Annotated in this window: 17 protein-coding genes; 9 read left to right on the plus strand and 8 right to left on the minus strand. The window is 71.2% G+C overall.

Going from position 1 to position 16,140, the window contains the following annotated elements; all coding sequences use genetic code 11:
• Positions 1-245: 245 nt before the first annotated feature.
• Complete coding sequence (locus K4B79_RS12805) at positions 246-842, plus strand: suppressor of fused domain protein (RefSeq protein ID WP_232026644.1); 597 nt, start codon at positions 246-248, stop codon at positions 840-842.
• 42 nt (positions 843-884) lie between these two features.
• Here K4B79_RS12805 and K4B79_RS12810 read toward each other — a convergent pair whose 3' ends face one another.
• Entirely contained in the window at positions 885-2,135 is a 1,251-nt protein-coding gene (locus K4B79_RS12810; RefSeq protein WP_232026645.1) for an MFS transporter, read from the minus strand.
• Positions 2,136-2,306: 171 nt separating this feature from the next.
• Between K4B79_RS12810 and K4B79_RS12815 the strand changes: the two genes are divergently transcribed.
• The 3 genes from K4B79_RS12815 (at position 2,307) to K4B79_RS12825 (ending at position 4,717) form a co-directional block, all read left to right on the plus strand.
• A complete protein-coding gene (locus K4B79_RS12815) occupies positions 2,307-2,948 on the plus strand; it encodes a DUF6758 family protein (RefSeq protein WP_232026646.1) in 642 nt (213 codons plus the stop codon).
• 124 nt (positions 2,949-3,072) lie between these two features.
• On the plus strand, positions 3,073-3,930 hold the full coding sequence (locus K4B79_RS12820; RefSeq protein WP_232026647.1) for a PHP domain-containing protein: 858 nt from the start codon (positions 3,073-3,075) through the stop codon (positions 3,928-3,930).
• A gap of 181 nt (positions 3,931-4,111) precedes the next feature.
• Entirely contained in the window at positions 4,112-4,717 is a 606-nt protein-coding gene (locus tag K4B79_RS12825) for a MarC family protein (RefSeq protein WP_232026648.1), read from the plus strand.
• 79 nt (positions 4,718-4,796) lie between these two features.
• Here the strand turns inward: K4B79_RS12825 and K4B79_RS12830 are convergent, their stop codons facing one another.
• Positions 4,797-4,949, minus strand: coding sequence for a hypothetical protein (locus tag K4B79_RS12830; protein WP_007384531.1), 153 nt, complete (start codon positions 4,947-4,949; stop codon positions 4,797-4,799).
• A gap of 206 nt (positions 4,950-5,155) precedes the next feature.
• On the opposite strand from K4B79_RS12830, the gene K4B79_RS12835 reads away from it, so the two are divergent.
• Entirely contained in the window at positions 5,156-6,049 is an 894-nt protein-coding gene (locus K4B79_RS12835; RefSeq protein WP_232026649.1) for an NYN domain-containing protein, read from the plus strand.
• Between the two features lie 43 nt (positions 6,050-6,092).
• Here the strand turns inward: K4B79_RS12835 and K4B79_RS12840 are convergent, their stop codons facing one another.
• Entirely contained in the window at positions 6,093-6,971 is an 879-nt protein-coding gene (locus K4B79_RS12840) for an alpha/beta fold hydrolase (RefSeq protein WP_232026650.1), read from the minus strand.
• A gap of 111 nt (positions 6,972-7,082) precedes the next feature.
• Positions 7,083-9,878, minus strand: coding sequence for a DEAD/DEAH box helicase (locus K4B79_RS12845; protein ID WP_232026651.1), 2,796 nt, complete (start codon positions 9,876-9,878; stop codon positions 7,083-7,085).
• A 471-nt stretch (positions 9,879-10,349) separates the two neighbouring features.
• On the opposite strand from K4B79_RS12845, the gene K4B79_RS12850 reads away from it, so the two are divergent.
• Complete coding sequence (locus tag K4B79_RS12850; RefSeq protein WP_232026652.1) at positions 10,350-11,117, plus strand: ferritin-like fold-containing protein; 768 nt, start codon at positions 10,350-10,352, stop codon at positions 11,115-11,117.
• A 107-nt stretch (positions 11,118-11,224) separates the two neighbouring features.
• On the opposite strand, the gene K4B79_RS12855 is transcribed toward K4B79_RS12850, so the two are convergent.
• From K4B79_RS12855 to K4B79_RS12870, 4 genes are all read right to left on the minus strand, one after another.
• Positions 11,225-11,494, minus strand: coding sequence for a hypothetical protein (locus K4B79_RS12855; RefSeq protein ID WP_232026927.1), 270 nt, complete (start codon positions 11,492-11,494; stop codon positions 11,225-11,227).
• Between the two features lie 170 nt (positions 11,495-11,664).
• Positions 11,665-11,892: a DUF3107 domain-containing protein gene (locus K4B79_RS12860; RefSeq protein ID WP_019754243.1), complete on the minus strand. Its 228-nt coding sequence runs from the start codon at positions 11,890-11,892 to the stop codon at positions 11,665-11,667.
• 150 nt (positions 11,893-12,042) lie between these two features.
• Entirely contained in the window at positions 12,043-12,684 is a 642-nt protein-coding gene (locus tag K4B79_RS12865; protein ID WP_232026653.1) for a TetR/AcrR family transcriptional regulator, read from the minus strand.
• Between the two features lie 213 nt (positions 12,685-12,897).
• Positions 12,898-13,122, minus strand: a complete 225-nt coding sequence (locus K4B79_RS12870; RefSeq protein ID WP_232026654.1) for a hypothetical protein — start codon at positions 13,120-13,122, stop codon at positions 12,898-12,900.
• 193 nt (positions 13,123-13,315) lie between these two features.
• Here K4B79_RS12870 and K4B79_RS12875 point away from each other — a divergent pair, with 193 nt between their 5' ends.
• The 3 genes from K4B79_RS12875 to K4B79_RS48600 are packed head-to-tail and all read left to right on the plus strand — an operon-like array spanning position 13,316 to position 16,119.
• Positions 13,316-14,335 carry an alpha/beta fold hydrolase gene (locus K4B79_RS12875; protein WP_232026655.1) on the plus strand — a complete coding sequence of 340 codons (1,020 nt, stop codon included), beginning with the start codon at positions 13,316-13,318 and terminating at the stop codon, positions 14,333-14,335.
• A gap of 8 nt (positions 14,336-14,343) precedes the next feature.
• The gene (locus K4B79_RS12880; RefSeq protein ID WP_374208458.1) at positions 14,344-15,969 is read left to right on the plus strand and encodes a DUF3152 domain-containing protein; all 1,626 of its coding nucleotides are present in this window, start codon (positions 14,344-14,346) and stop codon (positions 15,967-15,969) included.
• Positions 15,970-16,026: 57 nt separating this feature from the next.
• Complete coding sequence (locus tag K4B79_RS48600) at positions 16,027-16,119, plus strand: Ms4533A family Cys-rich leader peptide (RefSeq protein WP_374208459.1); 93 nt, start codon at positions 16,027-16,029, stop codon at positions 16,117-16,119.
• The last annotated feature ends 21 nt before the right edge of the window (positions 16,120-16,140 follow it).

A 16,140-nucleotide genomic window follows, 5' to 3' on the forward strand; every position in this document is an offset into this window, starting at 1 on the left:
GTGGCAACCAGCCGGAGCCAGAGCAACGAGTCAGCGGCGCGGAGAGCGGGTGCTACTGCACGGTCGACTTCGATCCATTGCAGCCCCACCTCCTCCGGCCGGTCCCTCGTAAGGGAGTGTCGTCGGCGTCGGGGCTTGATCGCGACGCTTCTGCGTGCTGCCCCGAACCACCGGGCAAGAGTAGCAGTCACCGAAACTGTCAAGGCGCTGCTTTGCCCGGTACTGACGAGTTCTATGCTCGCCGCATGGCTGATGTTCTTCCTCTGGTCGAGGCCCGGTTGCGCACCGCGCTGGGCGAGCCGGACGCGCGCGCGGCGGTCACCTTCCTCGGTACGGACCGCATCGAGGTGCTGCGTTTCCAGGGCGACTCCAGGGAGGGCGCGGTCGTTCGCTACGCCACGCTCGGCATGTCCGCCCAGCCGATGAGCGACCCCACGGCGATGATCGCCGACCCGGTCGCGGGGCCCCGCGCCGAGCTGGTCCTCTCGGTCCGTTCCGGTCCCGCCGACACCGACAAGGTACTCCGTCCGCTCGCCGTGCTCGCCGCGTCCCCGCAGGTGGAAGGCCTGATCGTGGCTCCCGGCGCCTCGCTGGACGTCGGTGGGCCGCTGTGGCCCGGCGCTCCCTTCACCTCGGTCCTGGTCGCCGAGCCCGGCGGCCTGGTCGAGGACCTGGAGCTCGACGCGCCCCTCGACCCCGTGCGGTTCCTTCCCCTGCTCCCCATGACCCCGAACGAGGCCGCCTGGAAGCGGGTGCACGGCGCCCAGGCACTCCAGGAGCGCTGGCTCACGCACGGCACGGACCTCCGGGATCCGTCCCGGAAGTCCGTACCGCTGGACTGACCCGGCCAGTGAGCAAGCTCACCAACCGGTGGCCGAGAAGCGTCAGTTGGCGAAGACGGTGACACTGTCCTCGGTCGCGTGCCTCGGCTCCAGCTCCTCGGCCTCGTGCGTGAGCGCCTTGCGCCGTACGACGACCACGAGCGCGCCCGCCACCGCGGTGACCGCGGCGACCACGAACGGCATGTGGATGTCGCTCCACTCCTCGATCTTCGGCGCGAAGTAGGGCGCGGCGGCGGCCGCGAACCAGCGCACGAAGTTGTAGCCCGCGCTCGCCACGGGACGCGGGGCGTCCGAGACGCCGAGCGCCAGCTCCGTGTACACGGTGTTGTTCACACCGATGAAGGCACCGGACAGGATCGTGCAGACGATCGCCGCGGAGTGGTTGCCGTAGCCGAGGACGAGCACGTCGGCCGCGAGCAGCACCAGCGAGCCGCCGAGCACCTTCAGCGAGCCGAACCGCTCCTGCATGCGGGGCGCCACGATGACGGAGAAGACGGCGAGCAGCACACCCCAGGCGAAGAACACGGCACCCGACTTGTACGGCGTCATGTCCAGCACGAACGGCGTGAAGGCCAGCACGGTGAAGAACGTGTAGTTGTAGAAGAACGCCGAGACCGCCGCCGAGGCCAGGCCGCCGTGGCCGAGCGCCCTGATCGGGTCCAGCAGTGAGGTCTTGCGGGCCGGCTTCGGCTGCTCCTTGAGGAACACCGTGATGCACAGGAAGCCGACGGCCATCAGGAAGGCCGTACCGAAGAAGGGGTAGCGCCAGCTGGCGTCACCGAGCAGTGCGCCCAGCAGCGGGCCGCACGCCATGCCGAGGCCGAGGGCGGATTCGTAGAGCAGGATCGCCGCGGCGCTGCCGCCGGCCGCCGCGCCGACGATGACGGCGAGGGCGGTGGAGACGAACAGGGCGTTGCCCAGACCCCAGCCGGCCCGGAAGCCGACCAGCTCGTCGACCGAGGTGGAGGTGCCCGACAGGCCCGCGAACACCACCACCAGAGCGAGGCCGAGCAGCAGGGTCTTCTTGCCGCCGATACGGCTGGAGACGAAGCCGGTGACCAGCATCGCGATCGCGGTGATCAGGAAGTACGAGGTGAAGAGCAGGGAGACCTGGCTGGCGGTGGCGTCCAGGCCGGAGGCGATCGACGGCAGGATCGGGTCGACGAGCCCGATGCCCATGAAGGCCACGACGGACGCGCCGGCGGTCGCCCAGACCGCCTTGGGCTGCCGGAGGATGCCGCCGGCTCCCGTGTCGAAGGGGTCCTGCTGTGCGGGGGCCTTGCTCGCGCCCATCGCGATTCTCCCATCCCGGCGAAGGTAGTTGGTATATGCATATAGTAAGTTAGCTCGGCTAATTAATGCAAGCCACATCTAGTCTTCGCCGGTGAAGCCGGTGCAAGGGTTCCGCCCGGACGGGTGATCGTCCCTTGACGTGGGGGACCGGGGGTAGGACCGTGGGGCCCTATGAGGGGCGAACCCAGTTGCCCGAAGTGTGGTGGCCGGGTCAGGGCTCCCGGACTCTTCGCCGACACCTGGCAGTGCGATGTGCACGGCGCCGTGCATCCGGTGCAGCCGGTGATACCACCCAGCGTCGAGGCCCTCGGCGTCGTCGTGCACCGCACTCAGGTGCCCGTGTGGATGCCGTGGCCGCTGCCGGTCGGCTGGCTGTTCACGGGCGTGGCCTGCGCGGGCGACGACCGCAGCGGCGGCCGTGCCACGGCGGTGGCGTGCACCGGGCCCGGACCGCTCGGCGGCATGGGCGAACTGATCCTGGTCGCCGAGGAGCTCGGCGTCGGCCTCGGTGCGCGGTACGCCGGCATCGACGGGCCCGACCCGGGGCCGTACATGAGCGTGGAGAAGCCGCCCCAGGCCAAGGTCCTGGCCGCGGGCCGGCCGACTCCGCTGTGGCATGTGTCCGGGGCGCCCGACGACCGGGCGGTCTTCGCGGGCGAGGCCTTGGGGCTGTGGCTGTGGGCCGTGGTGTGGCCCGAACAGTCCGGGCTGCTGATGTACGACGAGCTGGTGCTGACGGATCTGCGCGACGCGGGGGCCGAGGTGGAACTGGTGCCCTGTGGGGCGCTGTCGCCGCGCCTGCTGAAGCCGTAGCGCTCCCCGGAGTAGGGGGCGCTGAGCAGTTTTGGGTGTGACCGGGACATCGGAAAATCCGGTTATCCTTGAGCGTCCCGCTTCTGTGAGCGCCCTGTTCCCTCTGGTGTCTGGAGTCCGCCGCGTGCGCATCGATCTGCACTGCCACTCCACCGCCTCCGACGGTACGGACACCCCCGCCGAGCTGGTGCGGAACGCTGCCGCCGCCGGGCTGGACGTCGTGGCGCTGACCGATCACGACACCACCCGTGGCTATGCCGAGGCGGTCGCCGCGCTGCCCGCGGGGCTGACGCTGGTGACCGGGGCGGAGCTGTCCTGTCGTATCGACGGCGTCTCCCTGCACATGCTGGCCTACCTGTTCGATCCCGAGGAGCCGACGCTGCTGGCCGAGCGGGAGCTGGTGCGGGACGACCGGGTGCCTCGGGCGCGGGGGATGGTCGCCAAGCTCCAGGAGCTGGGTGTGCCGGTGACGTGGGATCAGGTGGCGCGGATCGCCGGGGACGGCTCCGTGGGCCGGCCTCATGTGGCGACCGCGCTCGTCGAACTCGGGGTCGTACCGAGTGTGAGCGACGCCTTCACGCTGGACTGGCTGGCCGACGGCGGCCGGGCGTACGTGGAGAAGCACGAGACGGATCCCTTCGAGGCGATCCGCCTGGTGAAGGCGGCGGGCGGCGTCACGGTCTTCGCTCATCCCGGCGCGAGCAAGCGGGGGCGGACGGTTCCGGAGTCCGCGATCGTCGAGATGGCCGCGGCCGGGCTCGACGGCATCGAGGTCGACCACATGGACCACGACCCGGACACACGGGCACGGCTGCGGGGGCTCGCGGCCGAGCTCGGGCTGCTGACGACGGGGTCCTCCGACTACCACGGCAGCCGCAAGACGGTCGCCCTCGGCGAGTACACGACGGATCCCGAGGTCTACGGCGAGATCACGCGGCGGGCGACGGGCGCGTTCCCGGTGCCGGGGGCCGGGGGAGCGTGACGCGGGCGCTGGCTCGGGTGGATCGGGTGGGTCCGGGGTTCAAGCTTCTACGGGGCTGAGTCCACCGTCGGCGTGAGTTCACCGTCGGCCTGAGTCCACCGCGGGTCTGAGTCAGGCCCGGGGCCGCGGCCCCCTTCCTTCCATCCATGTTCATCCCTCTCCCGGCAAGGCCTGTTCCGTCATGTTCGACGTCGCCGTCTTCGGCTCCCTCTTCCTCACCCTGTTCGTCATCATGGATCCCCCCGGGATCACACCGATCTTCCTCGCGCTGACCTCCGGCCGGCCCGCCAAGGTGCAGAAGCGGATGGCCTTCCAGGCCGTCTGTGTCGCGGGCGGTGTCATCACCGTCTTCGGGCTGCTCGGGCACCAGATCCTGGACTATCTGCACGTGTCCGTGCCCGCGCTGATGATCGCGGGCGGGCTGCTGCTTCTGCTGATCGCGCTGGACCTGCTCACCGGCAAGACGGACGAGCCGAAGCAGACCAAGGACGTCAACGTCGCCCTCGTACCGCTGGGCATGCCGCTGCTGGCCGGGCCCGGGGCGATCGTGTCGGTCATCCTCGCCGTACAGAAGGCGGACGGCGTGGCCACACAGGTGTCCGTGTGGGTGGCGATCCTCGCCATCCATGTCGTGCTGTGGCTGGTGATGCGGTACTCGCTGCTGATCATCCGCGTGATCAAGGACGGCGGTGTGGTCCTGGTGACCCGGCTCGCGGGCATGATGCTCTCCGCGATCGCCGTGCAGCAGATCATCAACGGCGTCACCCAGGTCATCCGGGGGAGCTGAGCCCCGTTACGCGCAGAGCCCCCGCCCGGCATCGGTGCCGGGGCGGGGGCTCTGAAGCTTCTGCGGTGATCCGCGGCTGTTACGAGGCCGAGGTGTCGGCCGGACGGATCCACAGCCGCTGCCCGATGGCGGCGGCCTGCTGAACGATCCGGTTGACGGAGGCGGCGTCCACGACGGTGCTGTCCACGGGCGTACCGTCGACGTCGTCGAGTCGCATGATTTCGAAGCGCATTGGCTTCTCCCTTCGTCTGGTCATCCTCCTGCGGAGAATTGCTGCGTACGTAGGTAGTCAACGGGATGCGTGTTACAAACATTCCCTACGCTAAAGAAATTTTTCGAACGGCTAATTACTGACCGGTAAGAGGTTGGGGAGAGGCCGGAAGGAGACTGACCGGGACCAGTTGTGTTCGCAGCGTGACCGCCGGGACAATGGAAGCGATGAACGACGACCTCACGGCCCTCAGTGCCCGCATCGATCGCACCAACGAGCTGCTGCAGCGCATGCTCGCCGAGGTGGCGAAGACGCCGTCGACGCACGCCATCTTCGTCGACGCGGGATATCTGTACGCGGCCGCGGGACGTCTGGTGGCCGGCACCGAGGACCGCCGGGCCTTCGACCTCGACACCGAGGGCCTCATCGAGGCGCTCATCGACCGGGCCCGCACGATCTTCGCGGACAGCAGGCTGCTGCGGATCTACTGGTACGACGGAGCCAGACGCCGCATCCACACCGCCGAGCAGCAGTCGATCGCCGAACTCCCGGACGTCAAGGTCCGGTTGGGCAACCTCAACGCCAACAACCAGCAGAAGGGCGTCGACTCGCTCATCAGGTCCGACCTGGAGTCCCTGGCACGCCACCGGGCCATCAGCGACGCCGCCCTGCTCGGCGGCGACGAGGACCTGGTCTCGGCGGTCGAAGCGGCCCAGGGGTACGGCGCCCGCGTCCACCTCTGGGGCATCGAGGCGCCCGAGGGCCGCAACCAGGCCGAGCCCCTGCTCTGGGAGGTCGACAGCCAGCGCACCCTCGACCTCGACTTCTTCAAGCCGTACGTCTCCCGGCGCGCGGCCCTCCCCTACGAGGCGACGGCGACCCGGCCCACCCGCGAGGACGTCCGTTTCGTCGGCGCGCAGATCGCGGCGAAGTGGCTGGCGGCGCGGGGGCGTGACGCGCTGGTCGAGCTGCTGCCGGGGCACCCCTACCTGCCCGGCTCCGTCGACCAGGATCTGCTGGTGGAGGCGGAGGGGCTGTTGCAGTACTCCCTGCGGGGGCAGGCGGATCTGCGGCGGGCGCTGCGGGACGGGTTCTGGGAGCACCTTCAGACGCAGTACTAGGCGCCGCAGTATTAGGGCGCCGCAGTATTAGGGCGCCGCAGTACTAGGGCCGCTCGTCGCTGAGGCCGTCCCAGAAGTCGGCCAGGGCTCGGGCCGTCGGGAGTGGCTGGTCGGCGTTGGGGGAGTGCTCGGCGCCGGGGACGACCGTCCGGTGCGCGTGGAGGCGTACGGCCATGTCGTCGAGGAGAGGCACCGGCCAGGTGTCGTCGCGGGCGCCCGACAGGACGTGGAAGGGGAGCGGGACGGCGGCCAGTTCTCCGACGCGGTCCGGTTCGGTGCACAACTGGCGTCCGGTGACGAGCAGTTGGGCGGGCTTGGTGCCCAGCCAGCGGCGCCGCAGCTGGTCCGCGTCGCCGATGCCGACGGCGGGCCCGCCGACCTCCTCCGGTGGCCCCATCGCCTGGATGGCCTCCCACACCTTGGCCATGCTCATCACGGCGAGCGCGTCCCGCAGCAGCTTCACGCGCTGCTGCTGGGAGTCGGAGATCTGCGCCGGACCCGAGGACATCAGGGTCAGCGAGCGGAAGGGCGAGTGGTCGAGCAGGACGGCCGCACGGGCGATCTGCCCGCCGCAGGAGTGCCCCAGCAGGTGCACGGGAGCGCCCACGGCATCCACCTGGGCATGTACGTCACGCGCCAACTCAGCTTGCGCGTAAGCCGATTCGTCGGTCTCCGGCCCGTCCGACTCGAACTGGCCCCGGCCGTCCACGGCGACCGTGCGGTACCCGCGCGCCGAGAGCGGCTCGTGCAGCAGCGTGAAGTCCTCCTTGCTCCCCGTGAACCCGGGCAGCATCACCACCACGCCCTTCGGTTCCGCACCGACGGCCACGGGCGAATCGACGACCGCGAACACTCCGCGGGCGGTGCGCAGGGGGTACGCGCGGGCGGTGGGGGGCGGGGTGAAGGACACGCGGCGACTCACGCGGAGGAGGCTATCGGGTCGGCTCCCGGCCCGGGCCCACGGCCCCGGGCGAGGGCCGGATACGCCGACGGCCCGGCCCACGCGTGGTGGACCGGGCCGTCGGGTGAGCGATCAGCTCTCCGTGGACTCCACGGCTACGGCCTTCTTGCGCGTCGTACGACGCGCGCGGGGCTTCGCCTCGGAGTCGGAGGACTGCGCCGGGATCTCCGCGGTGGGCTCCGCGGCCGCCACGGCTGTGGTCGCCGAGGTGGCAGCGGTCGCCTTGCGGGTGCGGCGGGCCTTCGGCTTCGCCTCGACGCCTTCGGCGGTGTCCACCGCGGTTTCCGCGGCCTCCGCCGCCTTGGTCGCCGCGGTCTTGCGGGTGCGGCGCGGCTTGGCTTCCGTCACTTCGGACGCGGTGGCCGTGTCGTCCGTGGCCGTGGCCTTGGTGGCCGCCGTCTTGCGGGTGCGGCGGGCCTTGGGCTTCGCCTCGACGCCTTCGGCGGTGTCCACCGCGGCTTCGGCGGCCTCGGCCGCCTTCGCCGCTGCCGTCTTGCGCGTACGACGCGGCTTGGCCTCCGCGACCTCCGCGACCTCGGCGGTCTCCGTGGCTTCGGCGCTCACGGCAGGCGCGGCGGCCTTGCGGGTACGACGCCGGGGCGTGGTCTCCGCGGCCTCGGCCGTGTCGTCAGTGGGAGTGACCGTGGCCGTGGTGGCCTTGGTGGTCGCCGTCTTGCGGGTGCGGCGGGCCTTGGGCTTCGCCTCGACACCCTCGGCGGTGTCCACCGCGGCTTCGGCCGCCTCGGCGGTGTCGGCCGCCTTGGCCGCCGCGGTCTTCCGCGTACGACGCGGCTTGGCCTCGGCGGTCTCCGGCTCCTGGGTCGTCTGGGCCGGGATCTCGGCGGTGACGGCCGCGGCCGGCTCGACGGCCTTGCGGGTACGGCGGGTCCGCGGCTTCGCCTCGGTGGCCTCCGCGGTGTCCACGGCGGCTTCGGCGGCGGATTCAGTGGCCTCCGCCGTCTTGGTCGCCGCGGTCTTCCGAGTACGGCGGGGCTTGGTCTCGGTCGCCTCCGGGGCGGCCTCGACGGTCCCCTCGGCCGTGTCGACCGCGGCCTCGGCGGCGGTCGTGGCGGTGGCCGGGGCCGTGACCGCGGTCTTGCGGGTACGACGGCGCGGCCTGGCGGGAGCCTCAGGCTCCGCCGCCTCGGACACCTGCGGTGCCTCGGTGACCACGTCGGCGACCGGCGTCGCCTGCGGCTCGGTCGGCGTCACCGCCGTCTCCGCGGACTTGCGGGTACGACGACGGCGCGACTTCGCCGGGGCCGCGGGGGCGTCCGGCGCGATCGTGCCCTCGGCCGTCGCCACGGCGGTCTCCGCGGCGGCCTCGGGCGCCTCGGACGTCACCGACTCGACCGCCACATCGACCACGGCCTCGCCCTGCGCTCCGCCACGGGTGCGGCGACGGCGGCGCGGGGTGCGGGGCGCGGTGACGTCCTCCGTCGTGGTGGTCTGCTCCGGTGCGACCGCCCCCGTGGGAGCCGCCGCGTCCAGCGCGCTGCCGCCACGGGTGCGACGGCGACGACGCGGCGTACGGGCCGCACGCTCGCCGTCGGCGGAACGCGAGTCGTCACGGCGGGAGTCGTCCCGGCGGGACTCGTCACGCCCACCGCGGCCGTTCCGGTCGCCACGGCCACCTCGGTCACCTCGGTCACCGCGACCGCGGCCACCGCGGCCGCCGGTCTCGCCCAGGTCCTCCAGCTCCTCCGCCCCGAGCCCGGCGCGGGTGCGCTCCGAGCGCGGCAGGACACCCTTGGTGCCCGCGGGGATGTTCAGCTCCTCGAAGAGGTGCGGGGAGGTGGAGTACGTCTCCGGCGGGTCGTTGAACTTGAGGTCCAGCGCCTTGTTGATCAGCTGCCAGCGCGGGATGTCGTCCCAGTCGACGAGAGTGATCGCGATGCCCTTGGCGCCCGCGCGGCCGGTGCGGCCGATGCGGTGCAGGTACGTCTTCTCCTCTTCCGGCGACTGGTAGTTGATGACGTGCGTCACGCCCTCGACGTCGATGCCACGGGCGGCGACGTCGGTGCAGACGAGGACGTCCACCTTGCCGTTACGGAAGGCGCGCAGCGCCTGCTCGCGGGCGCCCTGGCCGAGGTCGCCGTGGACCGTGCCGGCGGCGAAACCGCGCTGCTGGAGCTGGTCGGCGAGGTCGGCCGCGGTGCGCTTCGTACGGCAGAAGACCATGACCAGTCCCCGGCCGTCGGCCTGCAGTATGCGGGCGACCATCTCGGGCTTGTCCATGTTGTGCGCGCGGTAGACGTACTGCGCGGTGTTCGCGACCGTCGCGCCCGCGTCGTCCGGTGAGGTGGCGCTGATGTGCGTGGGCTGCGACATGTAGCGGCGCGCGAGGCCGATGACCGCGCCCGGCATGGTCGCCGAGAACAGCATCGTCTGGCGGCGGGCCGGCAGCATGTTGATGATCTTCTCGACGTCGGGCAGGAAGCCCAGGTCGAGCATCTCGTCGGCCTCGTCCAGGACGAGCGCCTTGACGTGCTTGAGGTTGAGCTTCTTCTGGCCGGCGAGGTCCAGCAGACGGCCCGGGGTGCCGACGATCACGTCGACGCCCTTCTTGAGGGCCTCGACCTGGGGCTCGTAGGCCCGGCCGCCGTAGATGGCGAGAACGCGTACGTTGCGCACCTTGCCCGCGGTCAGCAGGTCGTTGGTGACCTGCGTGCACAGCTCGCGCGTGGGGACGACGACGAGCGCCTGCGGGGCGTCGGTGAGGTCCTCGGGCTTGGCGCGCCCGGCCTCGACGTCGGCGGGGACGGTGACGCGCTCCAGGAGCGGGAGACCGAAGCCCAGCGTCTTGCCGGTGCCGGTCTTGGCCTGGCCGATGACGTCCGTGCCCGAGAGGGCGACGGGGAGAGTCATCTCCTGGATGGGGAAGGGGGTGACGATACCGACGGCCTCAAGGGCTTCGGCGGTCTCGGGGAGGATTCCGAGGTCTCGGAAAGTCGTAGTCAGGGTGCTGCCTCTTCTGTGTGGGCGGTGCGAGGCGAGCGCGGGGGTCGTCTAGGACCGTGCTGGGGACGTCGACTGCCTTACGGGCTAGCCGTATGACACGGGACCACTGCCGACGCTCTAGCGCTCGAACCGCTGAGGGTCCCCCTCCGGATTCCGTACGCACAGTGCCGTACGGACGAGGAGGGCTGTCGGGTCGGAGCCGATCGGGCCACCGACCGGGCATCCTCATAACGTGCGGCCCGTCGGGTACGTCAGAGTACTCAGCGGGCGCATTACCACCATACCCCGGAATCGCGCACATGCGATGGCCGATTTGGTCACGTAGTGGTCGTCACAGTGATTGACCAGGGACTTCCGCCGTGCTGCGGGCGGGCTATTGTGCGCTTCATGACCACGCCTGACAACACCTCTGACGCACCCGCAGAAGCCTCGGAAGCCGCCGCCGGGGCGACCGGGGTCGCCGCCCAGGACTGGGCACAGGCCTCCGCCGATCCGCAGTACCGGGCCGCGGTCGTCGACCTGCTCGGCGCGCTCGCCTACGGGGAACTGGCGGCCTTCGAGCGCCTCGCGGAGGACGCCAAACTGGCGCCGACGCTGGCGGACAAGGCGGAGCTGGCGAAGATGGCGTCGGCCGAGTTCCACCACTACGAGAAGCTGCGGGACCGCCTCACCGAGATCGGTGAGGAGCCGACGCAGGCGATGGAGCCGTTCGTCGCCGCGCTGGACGGCTTCCACCGGCAGACGGCGCCCTCGGACTGGCTCGAAGGGCTCGTCAAGGCCTACGTCGGCGACTCGATCGCCAGCGACTTCTACCGCGAGGTCGCCGCCCGGCTCGACATGGACTCCCGTGAACTGGTGCTGGCCGTTCTCGACGACACGGGACATGCCGGGTTCGCCGTGGAGAAGGTGCGCGCGGCGATCGACGCGGATCCCCGTGTCGGCGGTCGACTCGCGCTGTGGGCGCGGCGGTTGATGGGGGAGGCGCTGTCGCAGTCGCAGCGGGTGGTCGCCGACCGGGACGCGTTGTCCACGATGCTCGTGGGCGGTGTCGCGGACGGGTTCGACCTCGCCGAGGTGGGGCGGATGTTCTCGCGGATCACCGAGGCGCACACCAAGCGGATGGCCGCGCTGGGCCTGGCGGCGTAGCGCTCCGCGGGGGCGCCTAAGGGGGTTGAGGGTTCGGGACGCTGGGCGGCTGCGGGCCGTTCGTGGCTGGTCGCGCCGTTCCCCGCGCCCCTTGGGTATGCCTTTGCCTACGCGGGTGCTGATCTGCGTCGGAGTCGGCCCGCCGGGCGCAGCAGGAGCGAGAGCGAGGCCGCCGAGACGACCACGGCGCCGATGAGGGTGAGCAGGACGCCTCCGGCGTCCAGCGCGCTGTGGGTGACGAAGGCGCCGAACAGGGCGCCGGCGACGCCGGTGGCGAGGACGAGGGAGCGGGCGGGCAGGCGGTGCGAGAGACGGTGGACCGCCGCCCCCGCCAGCACAAGACCGAGCAGAGCGGAGCCGAGCGCTTCGAACAACATCATGGGGTCCCTCCCACACGGCCACACTGCGCGTTACGGTCGTAGCCCGTCCTACCCGTGACCTGCGGAATGCAATCCTCCCCGGCACCGGACTTGTGCTCCATCCGTGAAGAAGAACGGGAGGGGCCCGGCGACACCTGATGTCGCCGGGCCCCTCCCGTGGCGTCTGCCTACAGCGCGCCGAAGCCCACCTTGCGCGGGGCCGGCTCCCCGAGCTCGACGTACGCGAGACGGTCGGCCGGGACGAGGACCTTGCGGCCGTGCTCGTCCACGAGGCTCAGCAGCTGCGACTTGCCGGCCAGCGCCTCGGACACCGCCCGCTCGACCTCCTCGGCGCTCTGACCGCTCTCCAGAACGATCTCGCGGGGCGCGTGCTGCACGCCGATCTTGACCTCCACGGCTATGTCCCTCCGACGGTCAGTGAAGTGCGCGACCTTCCGCGCTGTACCCAGCACACATTAGCCCGGTGAGGGGACGTACATGTTCCGCCCGAGAACGCCAGGAGCGAACAGCGGACGGGAACAAACGCGCCCCACGCGCGCGTGCGGTCAGTGAGCGTCCGTGCCGTGCAGCGGGAAACCGGCGATGCCCCGCCACGCGAGCGACGTCAGCAGTTGGACCGCCTGGTCGCGCGGGACACTGCGGTCGCTGTGCAGCCAGGAGCGGGCCACCACCTGTGCGAGGCCGCCCAGGCCCGAGGCCAGGAGCATCGACTCCGCGGGCGAGAGGCCGGTGTCCTCGGCGATCACGTCGCGGATCGCCTCGGCGCACTCGTTCGTCACCTTGTCGACACGCTCGCGCACCGCCGGCTCGTTCGTCAGGTCCGACTCGAAGACCAGCCGGAAGGCGCCGCCGTCGTCCTCGACGTACGCGAAATAGGCGTCCATGGTCGCCCGTACGCGCTGCTTGTTGTCGGTCGTCGACGCGAGAGCGTGGCGTACGGCCTGGATGAGGGACTCGCAGTGCTGGTCCAGCAGCGCGAGGTAGAGGTCGAGCTTGCCCGGAAAGTGCTGGTAGAGCACCGGCTTGCTGACGCCGGCGCGCTCGGCGATGTCGTCCATCGCGGCGGCGTGGTAGCCCTGCGCCACGAAGACTTCCTGGGCGGCGCCCAGCAGCTGGTTCCGTCGGGCACGGCGCGGCAGGCGCGTGCCTCGCGGGCGTGCCGCCTCTGTCTGCTCGATGGCTGTCACGCCGCCTCCCAATGTCGTCCAAGTGCGGTGTGCGCCGCGCGGCCATCGTACTTTTCGGTAACCGTGGTGTGCGCGGTGCGAGCGCAGAATTTCACGGACCGGACGGCGGCGAAAGCCGTACAGAGGGTTTCAAGCCGGGGCCTACCGGGCACGACGGCACCCCGCCGCTGCTCAGCGGCGGTCTCGTCGGCCGGTGTGCGGCGGCCCCGGTCGTCACCGATAGTCGTCCTCGTCCAGGGAGACCACACGGGCCTGTTCGATGAGATCGGCCTCGCTGGCCCGGTCCGGGTCGACGTCGGTCAACGGGTCGTCGCGGTCCGGCGCGACATCCGCGTGCTGCTCCGCCGCGTCGACCTCGGGGGCCTCGACGTCGTATTCCTGGGGTTCCTCGGTGTTGTCGTCCACGAACGTCTCGGGATCGGTGGGATCGACGGCCATGGTGGGGCTCCCTTCCTAGAACATCCCTGAGTGGAACAGGGGGCCACATGCGGGTGCCCTGCGTACGAGCCTAGGAGACACCCGATCTGTACGCCATCGATCCGCGCGCCCTTCCAGCGGCGATGGCATGGTCACGCCTACCTGTGAGGGCGAACACATGAACTATCGCGTGATCGTCTCGTAACATTGCCGCATGTCTTCGACCGAGCTGCCCTTCGTGCCGCCCGCCACCATGCTTCCCAAAGTGGCGCCCGTCCGGGTCGCGGAGGGTGAGCGGCTGAGGTCGGTCGGGCTGCCCGGGATCACGCTGTCGGTCCGGTCGAGGCCACCCGCGCGCGAGGGACTGCCGCCCGCTCTCTACGTCCATGGCCTGGGCGGTTCCTCGCAGAACTGGTCGGCGCTGCTGGAGCAGTTGGACGACACGGTCGACGGTGAGGCCGTCGATCTGCCGGGGTTCGGCGACTCGCCACCGCCGGACGACGGCGACTACTCGATCACCGGGCACGCGCGCGCGGTGATCCGTTTTCTCGACTCCTCGGGGCGCGGTCCGGTGCATCTCCTGGGGAACTCCCTCGGCGGCGCGGTCTCCACACGCGTCGCCGCGGTGCGCCCCGACCTCGTCCGCACGCTCACGCTCGTCTCGCCGGCGCTGCCGGAGATCCGCGTCCAGCGCAGCGCCGTGCCCACGGGCCTGCTGGCGGTGCCCGGCGTGGCCGGGCTGTTCACCCGGTTCACCAGGGAGTGGACGGCCGAGCAACGGGTCCGCGGGGTCATGGCGTTGTGCTACGGCGACCCCGGCCGCGTGACGCCGGAAGGTTTCCGCCACGCCGTCGAGGAGATGGACAGGCGACTCCAACTGCCGTATTTCTGGGACGCGATGACGCGCTCGGCGCGCGGGCTGGTGAACGCGTACACGCTCGGCGGCCAGCACGCGCTGTGGCGCCAGGCCGAGCGGGTCCTGGCACCGACGCTCCTCATCTACGGTGGACGTGACCAACTCGTCGGCTTCCGTATGGCGCAGAAGGCCGCCCGTGCCTTCCGCGACTCGAGGCTGGTCACCCTGCCGGAGGCGGGGCACGTGGCGATGATGGAATACCCGGAGACGGTGGCGGCGGCGTTCCGCGACCTCCTCAAGGACACGGAGGCCCCCGGCGGCGGGGGCACGACATCGAGTACCGACAGCCGATCGAGTACCAGTAGCCAAGGGAGCTGAGGGCCGACGTGGGACGCCACAGTCGACGCGGACCTGCCCCCAGGAGTGCCCCGAAGGGCGACAACGGCAGCGGTGACAGCACCTACAGCGGCACCGCGGATGTGACGAGTACAGCGAATACGGCGGGTGCGGCGGCGAGCCGGACCCTGGCGCCCGGGCGCCAGGCGCCGGTGGGCGGGCTGCCGCCCGGCTTCGAGTACGGGACCCCCGCGCGCGGGGTGCCGCGGTTGCCGGACGGGACCCCCGCGCACGGCATGCCCCGGCTTCCCGACGGTACGCCTGCGCACGGCATCCCCAGGCTTCCCGACGGCACTCCGGCTCGTGGGGCTCCGCAGGTCCGTGGAGGGCATCCCGAGCATCGGGAAGCCGGCGGCGGCTGGGGCGAGCCGAGCGGGCGGGGCGGTGCCGGGTACGGCCGTCCGGGACCCGCCGGGCCCGCCATACCGCATCAGCGGCCGGCACCGCCGAACGGACCGCGGCAGGACTATCTCGACGCCTTCGAGGCGGACGACGACGTCTTCGCGCCCCGCGCCCCGTCGGACGGCCGCCGTGGCCCGTTCGACGCGCCGCACCGCCCTTCCTCCGGCGCTCCCCGCACCCGGACGACCGCGCTCGCCTCCGACCCGTACGGCTCCGTCACCGACTGGCCGGCCGATTCGGGTGTGGACGGCCGTGATCGCCTCGACGGTCGTCTTGACCGCGGCCCCGCGGATGTTGACCACCTTGACCGTCTTGACGGCATGGGCCGTGTTGATGGGGTTGACGGGGGCGACGGCACCGATGCCGACGACGCGCCCCCGACCGGTGAACCCGCTCCGGGCAAGGGGTCCAAGGGGCGGACCTTCACCGGGATCGCCGCGGCCGCCGTCACCACCGTGCTGGCCATCGTCGTGGCCGGACAGGTCGCGGACGGGGGCGACGACAGCGCCGTACGGTCGCAGTCGGCCACCGACCAGGCGCGGGACGCCCGGGACTCCGCCTCGCGGATCGGCGGGCGGCCGACGCCCTCCGAGGCGCCGGAGGCGGCACCGCTGACGTACGAGCAGGCGATGGGCCGGACGTACCCGCTCGGTGCCGAGCTGAAGGCGTCGGGGAAGTTCGACGCGATTCCCGGCATCGCCAAGGGGCCCACCAAGGGGCAGAAGTACACCTACCGCGTGGACGTGGAGCAGGGGCTCGGCCTCGACGGCGAGCTCTTCGCGGAGGCCGTGCAGAAGACGCTCAACGACAACCGGAGTTGGGCGCACAACGGCGCTCTGACCTTCGAGCGCGTCTACTCCGGCAAGTCCGACTTCGTGATCACGCTCGCCAGCCCCGGCACCACCGCCGAGTGGTGCGCCAAGTCCGGTCTGGACACCACCGAGGACAACGTGTCGTGCGACTCGGCCGCCACCGAGCGCGTGATGATCAACGCGTACCGCTGGGCCCAGGGCTCGGAGACGTACGGTGACGACCAGATCCACGCCTACCGGCAGATGCTGATCAACCACGAGGTCGGTCACCGGCTCGGCCACGGCCATGTCACCTGCGACAGGAACGGCGATCTCGCGCCGGTCATGCAGCAGCAGACCAAGTTCCTCGACCACGACGGGATCCGCTGCAAGGCCAACCCCTGGCCCTACCCCCGGAGTTGACGTCCGGGGGGCGAACCCACGTTGACATGCGCAGAAAAGTCGTACATATTGCTGCGCATGTCGCCCCGTCCCGCCCTCCCGTGCGCCGCCATCGAGCTGGCGCTGATCGGCGTGACCCCGCTCTGCGTGGCCGACATTCTCTGTCGCTGACGCCCGCCCCGCGCGCGTGCG

Source organism: Streptomyces lincolnensis (assembly GCF_021173675.1).
Taxonomy (GTDB): domain Bacteria; phylum Actinomycetota; class Actinomycetes; order Streptomycetales; family Streptomycetaceae; genus Streptomyces; species Streptomyces lincolnensis_B.